This window comes from Sulfurimonas sp. (assembly GCF_026988655.1).
In the GTDB taxonomy this organism is placed as follows: domain Bacteria; phylum Campylobacterota; class Campylobacteria; order Campylobacterales; family Sulfurimonadaceae; genus Sulfurimonas.
In genome coordinates this window covers 54,974-66,182 of sequence record NZ_JALSKT010000014.1, presented here as the reverse complement: position 1 = coordinate 66,182, position 11,209 = coordinate 54,974, and the positions used below count along the sequence as shown (strand labels likewise).

Annotated in this window: 10 protein-coding genes; 9 read left to right on the top strand and 1 reads right to left on the bottom strand. The window is 36.3% G+C overall.

Features of this window, described 5'->3' with window-relative positions; all coding sequences use genetic code 11:
• Positions 1-241: 241 nt before the first annotated feature.
• From ppsA to MV052_RS01610, 6 genes are all read left to right on the top strand, one after another.
• Positions 242-2,653: a phosphoenolpyruvate synthase gene (gene ppsA, locus MV052_RS01635; RefSeq protein ID WP_297440339.1), complete on the top strand. Its 2,412-nt coding sequence runs from the start codon at positions 242-244 to the stop codon at positions 2,651-2,653.
• Positions 2,654-2,662: 9 nt separating this feature from the next.
• Positions 2,663-3,613, top strand: coding sequence for an NAD(P)-dependent oxidoreductase (locus MV052_RS01630; protein ID WP_297440337.1), 951 nt, complete (start codon positions 2,663-2,665; stop codon positions 3,611-3,613).
• A gap of 14 nt (positions 3,614-3,627) precedes the next feature.
• Positions 3,628-4,035, top strand: coding sequence for a glycine zipper 2TM domain-containing protein (locus tag MV052_RS01625; RefSeq protein ID WP_297440335.1), 408 nt, complete (start codon positions 3,628-3,630; stop codon positions 4,033-4,035).
• A gap of 48 nt (positions 4,036-4,083) precedes the next feature.
• Positions 4,084-5,001: a TIGR00730 family Rossman fold protein gene (locus MV052_RS01620; protein WP_297440332.1), complete on the top strand. Its 918-nt coding sequence runs from the start codon at positions 4,084-4,086 to the stop codon at positions 4,999-5,001.
• Between the two features lie 124 nt (positions 5,002-5,125).
• Positions 5,126-6,796 carry a DNA primase gene (gene dnaG / locus MV052_RS01615; protein ID WP_297440331.1) on the top strand — a complete coding sequence of 557 codons (1,671 nt, stop codon included), beginning with the start codon at positions 5,126-5,128 and terminating at the stop codon, positions 6,794-6,796.
• A gap of 134 nt (positions 6,797-6,930) precedes the next feature.
• Positions 6,931-7,353: a hypothetical protein gene (locus tag MV052_RS01610; RefSeq protein ID WP_297440330.1), complete on the top strand. Its 423-nt coding sequence runs from the start codon at positions 6,931-6,933 to the stop codon at positions 7,351-7,353.
• A gap of 4 nt (positions 7,354-7,357) precedes the next feature.
• Here MV052_RS01610 and MV052_RS01605 read toward each other — a convergent pair whose 3' ends face one another.
• Positions 7,358-7,576, bottom strand: a complete 219-nt coding sequence (locus MV052_RS01605) for a hypothetical protein (protein WP_297440328.1) — start codon at positions 7,574-7,576, stop codon at positions 7,358-7,360.
• Between the two features lie 103 nt (positions 7,577-7,679).
• Here MV052_RS01605 and MV052_RS01600 point away from each other — a divergent pair, with 103 nt between their 5' ends.
• The 3 genes from MV052_RS01600 to MV052_RS01590 are packed head-to-tail and all read left to right on the top strand — an operon-like array spanning position 7,680 to position 11,207.
• A complete protein-coding gene (locus MV052_RS01600; protein ID WP_297440326.1) occupies positions 7,680-9,251 on the top strand; it encodes a flagellar hook-length control protein FliK in 1,572 nt (523 codons plus the stop codon).
• A 10-nt stretch (positions 9,252-9,261) separates the two neighbouring features.
• Positions 9,262-9,930, top strand: a complete 669-nt coding sequence (locus MV052_RS01595) for a FlgD immunoglobulin-like domain containing protein (RefSeq protein ID WP_297440323.1) — start codon at positions 9,262-9,264, stop codon at positions 9,928-9,930.
• Between the two features lie 11 nt (positions 9,931-9,941).
• Positions 9,942-11,207: a flagellar hook-basal body complex protein gene (locus MV052_RS01590; RefSeq protein ID WP_297440321.1), complete on the top strand. Its 1,266-nt coding sequence runs from the start codon at positions 9,942-9,944 to the stop codon at positions 11,205-11,207.
• Positions 11,208-11,209: the final 2 nt, after the last annotated feature.

The following is an 11,209-nucleotide window of genomic DNA, read 5'->3' as shown; positions in this document are numbered from 1 at the left end:
AAAAACTATTGAAAATACATAATGGATTTACTAAAAGTTTAAAGCTAAAGATGGTCGATGATTATTTAGTAAGTTATAAGAAAAAATGATTATTCAGACCCCAGTATTTTTCATTAAGCCAAAATTTACTTTGTAATATATTATGATAATTAATATCATTAAATAAGTTAAAGTTATTAAGTTGTATGGTTTACGATTTAAGGAGTATAATTTGTATAAGATGTACATATTGGAGTAAACAATGTCAAATATCAAATGCTTTAATGAAATAGGAATAGATGATGTTGCCGAAGTAGGCGGGAAAAATGCCTCTCTTGGAGAGATGTATCAAAATCTAACGAATGAAGGTGTACGCGTTCCTAATGGTTTTGCGATTACATCAACTGCGTATAGGTATATCTTAGATAAAAATGGTGCTTGGGAAAAGTTGCATCAAGAGCTTGATACCTTAGATGTGAATGATGTCGATGCACTCCAAAAAGCAGGAAAAAAGTGTAGAGAGATTGTTTATAATTGTGAAATTCCTCAAGATTTAAAAGCAGATATTTTAAATGCCTATGCCAAACTTAAAGAGGAGTATGGCGAAAACTTCTCCATGGCTGTACGCTCTTCCGCTACAGCTGAAGACTCTCCTGAAGCCTCTTTTGCCGGGCAAAATGATACTTATCTTAACATCTCAAACGCAGATGAACTCTTAGATGCTTATAGAAGATGTTTAGCCTCAAACTTTACTGACCGTTCTATCCACTATAAATATGACAATAATTTTGAGTACCTAAAAGTCTATCTCTCTGTGGTTGTTATGAAAATGGTTCGTAGCGATAAAGGTGCAAGTGGGGTTATGTTTTCTCTTGATACGGAGACAGGTTTTAAAGATGTGGTCTTTATAAACGCAGCATTAGGACTTGGTGAAAATGTCGTGCAAGGCGCTATTAATCCAGATAGTTTTTACGTTCATAAACCAACATTCAACAAAGGGTATAGAACAGTTTTAAAACGCTCTTTAGGTTCTAAAGAGAAAAAAATGATATTTACAGATACGATAAATCTTGACAATATCGTTGTAGAATATACAAAAAATATCCCGACAACAAAAGAAGAACAGAGCCACTTTTGTATCAGTGATGATGAGGTCATGATACTGGCTGATTATGCCATAAAAGTTGAAAATCATTACTCACAAAAAGCTGGATTTGACAAACCTATGGATATGGAGTGGGCAAAAGATGGCATAGATGGTAAACTCTATATGGTACAGGCACGTCCTGAGACAGTAGAATCTCAGAAAAAAGGTAATGTGCTTGAGATCTATCATTTAAAAGAAACAGGAAAACTTCTAGTAACTGGTCAAGCAATTGGTACAAAAATAGGACAAGGAAAGGTACGTTACATAGAGAGTGTAAAAGAGCTAAATACTTTTAAAGAAGGAGAGGTGCTTGTTGCTGATACAACAAATCCTGATTGGGAACCGATCATGAAAATTGCCTCGGCTATCATAACAAACAAAGGTGGAAGAACTTGTCATGCAGCAATCCTTTCACGTGAGCTTGGAATCCCTGCTATTGTAGGGTGTGATAATGCTACGCAAGTGCTTCAAGATGCTGATACGGTAACGGTGAGTTGTGCCGAGGGAGAAGAAGGGCATGTGTATGAGGGGCTTTTAGATTTTGAGATAATCAAAACAGACTTGAGCAACCTCCCAAAAACAAAAACAAAAATAATGATGAATCTTGGAAACCCTGATATTGCTTTTTCTCTTGCTTCACTGCCTGTGGATGGCATAGGTTTGGCAAGAATGGAGTTCATCATTAATGAATATATAAAAGCACACCCTATGGCACTCAAACATCCTGAACGTGTTGATAAAGAGACGAGAGCAAAACTTGAAGAACTGACACAGGCGTATGACTTTATGGAGGACTTTTTTGTTAAAACTCTTTCTGAAGGTGTAGCAACCATAGCTTCCTCAGTCTACCCAAAACCATGTGTAGTACGTATGAGTGACTTTAAATCAAATGAGTATGCAACACTTCTTGGTGGCGCTGCGTTTGAACTACAAGAAGATAACCCTATGATAGGCTTTCGTGGTGCTTCAAGGTATGCGCATCCAAACTATGAAGAGGGTTTTGCCTTAGAGTGTGCAGCTATGAAGCGCGTGCGTGATGCAATGGGATTTGATAATGTCATCTTGATGATTCCTTTTTGTCGCAGAGTTGATGAGGGCAGGCGAGTCATAGACACAATGGCAAAATATGGACTTAAACGCAGTGAGAATGGTTTAGAAGTTTATGTAATGTGTGAAATACCAAATAATGTTATCCTTATTAATGAGTTTAGTAAAATATTTGATGGATTTAGCATCGGAAGTAATGATCTTACACAACTCACGCTTGGAGTTGATCGTGACAGTGAAATCGTTGCCTTTGACTATGACGAGCGGGATGAAGGTGTCAAAGAGATGATACGCCTTGCAGTAGAAGGATGTAAACGCAATGCTCGTCACAGTGGTATCTGTGGGCAAGCGCCTTCTGATTATCCTGAAATGGCTGAGTATCTTGTACGACTTGGTATTGACTCTATGAGTTTAAATCCTGATAGTGTTTTAAAAACACTAGAAAATATAGGGAAGCTAGAAAAAATCTTGCACATCTAAGGGGTTATTATGAAAATTGCATTTTTTGAGATAAAACAAGAAGAGAAACTTTTTTTTCAAGAGCACTTACCTAATCAAGAGCTTTTTTTCTTCTCTCAAACTATCAACGAAGTTTTAGATAAAGAGTATGATTATGATGCTGTTTCTATTTTTATTCATTCGAAGGTGAGTGATGAGGTTTTAGAGAAACTACCAAATTTACGCTATTTGCAAACACGTTCAACGGGTTATGAGCATATAAAATGTGAGATGCTCTATCAACGTAAGATACTTGCCTCTAATGTAGTGGGTTATGGCGGTCCCGCTGTTGCCGAGTTTGCATTTTCGCTTCTCTTAAATGCTACAAGGAAGACGAATGTTGCTCTACAAAGAAGTAAAAAGAACAATTTTACTTATCATGATTTAAAAGGTATGGAGCTTTTTTCAAAGTGTCTTGGTATTTTAGGCCTTGGTACTATAGGCTCTCAAATGGCAAGGATTGGCAAGGGATTTGGTATGCATCTTATGGCATACTCACGAACAAGAACACTTATAGTTGATGAACTTGGGATTGATTTTTCATCAAATATAGAAGATGTTTTACGTCAAAGTGACATTCTTATGATTGCACTACCTCTTACTAGTTCTACTAAAAATTTACTCAATGAACGCAATATGAAAGAGATAAAAAAAGAGACAATAATAGTAAATGTTGCTCGTGGAGAAATTATTGAAGATAGCTTGTATGAAAAGATGGAAAATATTTTTTGTTTGGATGTAATTCATGATACAAAATATATTGGGCAAAAGAACCTGCTTTATACACCACATATGGCATATTATACGCAAGAAGCCCTTATCCGTATCATGCAAATTTCTTTACAGAATATGGAAGCTTTTATAAATGCTAAAGCTTTGCCAAACTGTTTAAAGTTTGGCTGCAGTCGTGATTATCAAATAAATAAAAAGGAGAGTTTATGAAGATATTTTTATCTATGTTATTGGTTCTATATTTTAGTGGATGTGCGTCGAGGGGTGTCACTGAAGTTGATGCGAATGCCCTTAATTATGAATTAAATTACGAGATAGGAACGATAGAATATATGAAGCCTGTTGTTGTAAAAGATAATGGTAATGGGACATTTATCGGTGCAATTTCCGGAGTGGTTCTTGGATCTATGGTCGGTAGAGGGAATGGAAATGCCCTAGCTACTCTAGTAGGTGGATTGGGTGGTGCATACGTAGGAAATGAAATAAATAAAGCAAATGCTTTGGAATTGGGTGTAGTTCTTGATAGTGGAAGAAGAGTTGTAGTCATTACAAAAGGAAAGAATTTTTCTAATGGTGAACGAGTACGTATCGTCAAGAGAAATGGTCGAATTTATAGTGTAGAAGCTCTGTAATAAATTATTTTATAGTTAAATAATAGTATCTAATTTGAAAGGTTAATGATGAAAAAAGCACAAAAAACTACCCTCCCTTGGGAACATCCAAAGCTTGAAGAGGAAGACCCTAAAGCGTTGGAACTTATTCAAGAGATAAAAAATTCACCCTCTTATCGATTGGCGATAAAAGATGAAGATTTTTTAGAATCCTCCGAAGCACGTTCTGTTCGTCTTGAGCTTGATTATCTCAAAGCTGAGTTGAAGATGAATGAACTTGGGATTGAGCATACTATTGTTGTTTTTGGAAGTGCTCGTATTGTTGAGCGTCAAACGGCACTTAAAAGATTGAAAGCGGTACAAGAAGATTTAGAGAAAAAGAGTGAAGATAGATCACTTTTGCGTGAGCTTTACATCGCAGAACGTATGGTTGGTAAAAGTATCTATTATGATGATGCACGTGCATTTGGTAGACTCGTAGGAAAGAGTGGTAAAAGAGTAGATGATTGTCGTGTTACCCTGATTACCGGTGGTGGTCCTGGAATCATGGAAGCAGCAAACAGAGGATCTTATGATGTTGGTGCAAAGAGTATAGGTCTAAATATTCATCTACCGCATGAACAGTTTCCAAACCCTTACATTTCACCTGAACTCTGTTTTCAATTTCATTATTTTGCAACAAGAAAGATGCATTTTTTAGGACGGGCAAAAGCCCTTGTTGTTTATTCTGGAGGTTTTGGTACCTTTGATGAGCTTTTTGAAACGCTAACCCTTATTCAAACAGGAAAAACACATAAAATGCCGGTTGTGCTTGTCGGAAAAAGCTACTGGGAAAAAGCGATAAATTTTGACTTTTTACAAGAAGAGGGTGTGATTGCCCCAGAAGATTTGAAGATTTTTACCTTTGTAGATAATGCAGAGGAAGCATGGAAGTACATTGTAAAATGGCATAAAAAAGAGGGTAATCCACTCTTTGAAGAGGAGTAGCAAGTATGAGTTTAGCTGCTGAGATAGATGTCAATTATGTAAAATGTATTATAGGCGCATACCCTAGTTTTTTTGTGATTCATAGCATATGAAATTTTAATAGAGTTATGAGTATAATTCGCCTATGATTGCGCAAGATTCCATAGAAGCCTTAAAAGCTCGACTTGACATTGTTGATGTTGTAGGTTCTTATATAGAATTGAAAAAAGCAGGAGGAAACTTCAAAGCACCCTGTCCATTTCATGATGAAAAATCTCCCTCTTTTGTTGTGAGTCCACAAAAACAGATATATCACTGTTTTGGATGTGGGGCTGGTGGCGATAGTGTCAAGTTTGTTATGGAGTATGAAAAGCTTAATTATCCAGAAGCTTTGGAGAAACTGGCAGATTCTTATAACTTCATACTCACACACACAGATAACAAACATAACAAACCACGCTCACAAGTTATGGATAAACTCAATGAATGGTACCAAACGCTTTTAACAAGTCATCAAACTGCGATGAGCTACATTAAAGAGCGTGGGATTTTTGAGAGTAGTATTGAAAAGTTTGGTATAGGCTACGCTCCTGACTCAAACGCAACACTCAATTATATTCGTTCTCAGCAGTTTAGTATCAAAGAAGCTGTGGATATGGGTGTAGTCGGCTACAATCAAGAGAGAAATCAAACCTATGCACGTTTCATAGAACGTATTACTTTTCCGATTCATTCGGCAAATGGCAGTATTGTTGGTTTTGGTGGGCGAACTATTACTGGACATCAAGCAAAATATGTGAACTCTCCTGAGACAGCATTTTTTAATAAGTCTCGTCTTTTATATGCCTATCATTTAGCAAAACAAGCCCTTCATAAAAAACAAGAAATCATCATAACAGAGGGCTATCTTGATGTTATTATGTTACATCAAGCAGGTTTTGATAATGCTGTAGCAACGCTTGGAACAGCACTAACCCATGAGCATCTTCCTCTTTTACGTAAAGGTTCTCCTCGTGTTGTCATGGCGTATGATGGCGATAAAGCTGGACGCGCAGCAGCACTCAAAGCTTCAAAAATTCTCAGTGCTTCTGGTTTTAATGGTGGAGTGGTTGTTTTTGGTGGTGGACTTGATCCAGCTGACATGGTTAAAGATGGCAGAGTAGAAGAGCTGAGTCGGATGTTTCGCGAGGCAAAACCTTTCATAGAATTTGTACTCGATGAGATACTTGTACTGTATAATCTCAAAGACCCAAAAGCCAAAGAAGCTTGTATGCAAGAGGGTATAGCGTACTTAAAAACACTCTCCCCAATTTTACAAGAAGAGTATAAAACTTATCTTGCTTCACGGCTTGGTGGACTTGGTGTTTCTCCTTCACTTTTAAAACTAAATACACACTCAAACGCAGTAGATAAAAATGCCCCACTGATGCAGAAAAACACGTATCGAGATATGTGGGAGCTTACACTCATAAAAACTGTTCTTGAACATCCTGAGTTTATTGAGCAGATTTTAGATGTCATTGAGCCAAATGTATTGCAATTTCATTCACATGAGTTTGCAAGAGCAATAGCTGGAGATAAAGAGTCATCAGAAGTGATGGCAATCATGGTAGATGATAGTATCAGTTCACTTGAGAGTGAAGAGGCTCTCAACGCAGAACTCATTACTTTTTTGACAAGGTATTATGAGCGTGAACTTAAAAAAGTAAATATCGCCTCAAATATAAGTTTTGAAGAAAAAGCTTTTTACATTCGAAAATTCCGCGGTAAGATAGCAAAGCTTAAAAGTGGGGAGTTAGTGAGTTTAAACGATTAAACTGCTAATAAAAGCATCTTTTTAATTCCAAGAAGTTACAGCTTGTATAATTGTTCCATAGGATGAGAGATTTTTTTTTACAATTATATATATTCTGTTATACTAATCAAAGATTATATTTAAAAAGGTTTTTTATGGCAGGCATACATTTTTCTTTTGACAACTTTAAGGAGTTGATGGCGCTTAATATTGGGATTTCAGATCGTTTAGATGAAAACCGTGCGGAGAGTTTCACTCTTTTATATTGTGATTTTTCAGGGATTGACCAAGAACTTGTTGATACGTCTTTGCTAGATATTTTACGTACATCAGACTCTATTGTAAATCATGAATCTGACTACTTTTTTGTGCTGCCATATACGGATAAGTACGGCGCTGAGATAGTGAAAAAAATGTTTGATGAATTTTTTGAGAAATATTTAGATGCTTTTTTACTCTCCTATCCAGCAGACGGTGAGTCAGCTGAAGAACTTTTTTCAACTATGCAAGATAGTGTGAGTACTTTTTTCAAAAATGACCTACACTGCCTTGACCGCTTCGCTAAACAGTATAATTAAGCACCTAAAACTTCTGTTTTGTAAATGTATAATATTTTGAGTTTTTGTAAAAGGAGATTGCCTCGGCAATCTTCTGCTCTGTATAGACTTTTTTATCGCAGACCCACCTACATTTTATCTTAGGATTCTGCATCGCTTTTTTATTTGCTTCACTCGTTTTTGTATCATAAATATGCTCACCAAAAAGAGCTAGAGGTAATAATAAAAATAATATTTTTTTCATACTCCTACATCGTCATAATTGCAAAATCATTTAATACTCTGGAACAATAAGTGCTATATTCTTTCAAAATCCCTTTTAGTGGGGAAAGAGCAGGGAGAAAGCGATGGTTTTAGTCAATACAAAACAAGAATCTTCGAGTGTTTCATCTCCTTTAAGTATTGCGCCACAAGAAGAGAAAGAAACTACACTCTCTTTTTCGGCGCTTCTTAAGGGTATAAATACAAAACAAGAAGATGAAAAAGTCATTCAAAATGGTTCACTTGTACTCTCTTTAAATGATGATACAATAAGTACAAAAAAAGAGGTACCATCTTCTCTTGCTTCTCCTGTGAAAAATGAGTCTATTGATGTAAAAGATGAACTAGCACTTGAGTTAAATCCTAAAATAACGCAAAACATCACACCCAGTGAGCTTAAAGTAGTTGTACAAGAAGCTAAACAGTATATAAAATCAAAAATCATTAACAGTGAAGCTTTAAATAAACAAGAGATACAATCTTTACCAAAGACATTGAAGGGTCTTATCCAAGTTGCTCAAAAAATTGGACTTGATATCTCTAAAATTACGCTCGAAGAGGTGCAAAATCAATCTAAAACATCACAAATACCAGCCTTAAAGGTAAAAAAACAAATCCAAATTCCTTCTATATCAGAAAATAAAGTACAAGATAAATCTCCATCGAAACTAGAAGCAAAAAAAGAAACGCTTACACAGCTCAATGAAGAAGTTGACGTAAAAGTTGATGTAAAAAAATCTGTAAAAGTAGAACCAAAAGTAGAGATGTCTAAACGCAGTAGAGTCGAATCTAATGCTAAAGATGTAGAAAAAGATGTGAAAACGGAAGTAAAAACTGTGTCCAAGACAGAAGTAAAAACAGATGTAAAGCCTGAACAAAAATCACAAACAGAACAAAAAATCACTACCCCACTCTTTAAAGCGCAAAGCAAAACAGAGATAACAACACAAGAAATTGTAAACGTTAAAGCAATGCATATTGAACCTCAAGTTCTTAAACAAAATTCAAAAAATACCTTAGAACTTTTACTTCGGGGAGATAAAGTCGCAAAACAAGATACAAATCTAACAGCGGATTTCTCCGTTGCTACCTCGCGGGTTATAGCACCATCGGCAAAAACTGAAGTAACTAAGAACTTAGAATCACTTTTACAAAACAGTGAAACACAAGAAAATCAAACGCAGTCAAAGACAGATGGACTTAATGTAGTAAAGGCAGATAGTTTTGAAGTCAAGCTTAATGAAGCAAAACAGATGGTGAAGTATCTCTCTACAGATGTGAAAAATGCTATAGAAGATTATAAGTCACCTTTTACACGCATTAAAGTTCAGCTCAATCCACAAAAACTCGGAGAGGTTGATGTGACAATAGTGCAGCGTGGAAAAAATCTCCATGTCAATCTTAGTTCAAATAATGCAGCTATTAACACCTTAGCTTTAAATGCGAATGATTTGAAAGTACAGCTCAATAACAATGGAATAAATAATGCTACCTTGAACTTTAGTAACAACGCGCAAAGTCAAGATGGTTCAGCTTCACAACAGCAAAATCAGCAACATAGACAAGAAGCACAAGAAAATTATAACTATTTTGAGAATGAAGAAAACAGTGAAGAGATCATAAGCTCTTTAGAGATTATAGTTCCCAATTATGCATAAAGGATAAATTATGGCAATAAATTCAGTAGGACTTGATAGTTCAGTTTATGGTGATTATACAACGCCAACAGAAGATGTTAAAGATAAAACAAGTTTAAGTAATGATGATTTTATGAAACTTTTATTGACAGAGTTGCAATATCAAGATCCGACAGAACCAACAGATACTGAACAGATTTTAACACAAACTTCACAGCTTGCAACTTTAGAGGCAACAGATAATACAAACAAAGCTTTAGCAGATCTAGCAGCTTCATTGTCGGCATCTAATGATTTTTCAACAATAGCAGCAATAGGAAAAACAGCTGACCTAGGAAGTAATGCAATAGGGCATGATAAGGGGAGCACTACAAGTTTTGAAGTCTATTTCCCAGATGCTATTGCAGAAGGAACGGTAGAAATTTTAGATGGGGATGGCAACGTTGTAAGCACAATGCCTGTTGAAGAAAATAGTGCAGGAGTTTATCAGTTTGACTGGGATGGAACACTAAGTGATGGAACATCTGCTGAGAGTGGTTTGTATTATGTAACGGCAAGTTACACCAATTCTACAGGCGAAGCAAAAACGACGCGAATGGGTGCGTATCCTATAGAATCTGTAAGATTTGACAATGGAAGTACACTTGTGAAGTTAGGTTCAAATTATGTTCCATTAGAGAATGTTAAAGAAGTTTACTAAAAGGTTTTACAATGATACAAGCATTTTATACAGGTATCTCAGGTATTAAAACACACTCTGCGGGTATTGACATTGTCTCTGACAATCTTGCAAATATTAATACTATAGGCTATAGAGGCGTAGGGTATGAGTTCTCCTCCATGTTTGAAAATATGATAAATACAAATAGTGCAGGAATAAGTGCTAGTAGTGTTAATAGTAGCGTTGGTGTAGGTACAACACTCAAAGCCACACCGATGATGCAAGACTATGGAGCACCAATACTCTCAGATAGAAGTACAGACTTAGCAATTCTTGGTGATGGTTGGTTTGGTATCCAAGGGCAAGATAGACCTATGTATACGCGTGATGGGAACTTTACTTTTGATGCCAATGATGATTTAGTGACTCAAGATGGCTTTCATGTACTTGGAACTATGGGAAACAATATTCAAGGTACAACTTTAACTGCACAGCTAGCTGAGGTTCCTTTGGGCGGTGTTGGATCACAAGAAAAACTGCGTTTTCCTAAAACACTTACCTATCCACCTGAACCTTCATCTACAGCAACTTTTAGTGGTAATCTTGGTGTAGAAGATGTTGTGAGTACGATGAGCGCTGGTTTAGTTGATCCGCAAAGTAATAAAAATGAGTTAAGACTTGAGTTTACAAAAAAAGCAGTGCAAACACCTCCTGGAACGCAGTGGGATGTTGTAGCGACAACACAAACGCTTGATGGTGAAACTATATATGACACACAAACAGGCACGGTATCATTTGATTCATCTGGTGCTCTTACTTCATCAACCCTGACAACGATTAACAATAATGGAGCTCAAGTCAGTATTGACTTAGGAACAGCATTTAGTGGTGTTGTCTCTATATCAAATCTTCCTATTTCTGGCTCAAGTGTAGCTGATGGGACAATTGGTGGTGATTTACGTGGCTATGATATCAATAAAAACGGTGAAGTGATAGCAACTTTCACAAATGGAAAGCAAAGCAGTGTAGGAAAAGTCGCAGTTTTTCATTTCATCAATGATCAAGGGCTGGAAAGACTTAATGGAAGTAGGTTTCAAGAGAGTTCTAACAGTGGGTTTGCCTATTTTTCGACAAATGCTACGGGCGAAAATGTCATAGGTTCTGATATTACAAACTTCAAACTTGAAGGCTCAAATGTATCGATGGAATATGGTCTCACAGAGCTTATCATTTTGCAACGTGCCTATGATGCAAACTCTAAGTCAATCACAACAGCTGATCAAATGATGCAAAAAGCATTACAAATGGGTGCCTAAAT

Excerpts from the sequence above, each read along its gene's own strand:
- ppsA (WP_297440339.1), top strand. The coding sequence starts at position 242 with ATGTCAAATATCAAATGCTTTAATGAAATAGGAATAGATGATGTTGCC.
- MV052_RS01630 (WP_297440337.1), top strand. The coding sequence starts at position 2,663 with ATGAAAATTGCATTTTTTGAGATAAAACAAGAAGAGAAACTTTTTTTT.
- MV052_RS01625 (WP_297440335.1), top strand. The coding sequence starts at position 3,628 with ATGTTATTGGTTCTATATTTTAGTGGATGTGCGTCGAGGGGTGTCACT.
- MV052_RS01620 (WP_297440332.1), top strand. The coding sequence starts at position 4,084 with ATGAAAAAAGCACAAAAAACTACCCTCCCTTGGGAACATCCAAAGCTT.
- dnaG (WP_297440331.1), top strand. The coding sequence starts at position 5,126 with ATGATTGCGCAAGATTCCATAGAAGCCTTAAAAGCTCGACTTGACATT.
- MV052_RS01610 (WP_297440330.1), top strand. The coding sequence starts at position 6,931 with ATGGCAGGCATACATTTTTCTTTTGACAACTTTAAGGAGTTGATGGCG.
- MV052_RS01605 (WP_297440328.1), bottom strand. The coding sequence starts at position 7,576 with ATGAAAAAAATATTATTTTTATTATTACCTCTAGCTCTTTTTGGTGAG.
- MV052_RS01600 (WP_297440326.1), top strand. The coding sequence starts at position 7,680 with ATGGTTTTAGTCAATACAAAACAAGAATCTTCGAGTGTTTCATCTCCT.
- MV052_RS01595 (WP_297440323.1), top strand. The coding sequence starts at position 9,262 with ATGGCAATAAATTCAGTAGGACTTGATAGTTCAGTTTATGGTGATTAT.
- MV052_RS01590 (WP_297440321.1), top strand. The coding sequence starts at position 9,942 with ATGATACAAGCATTTTATACAGGTATCTCAGGTATTAAAACACACTCT.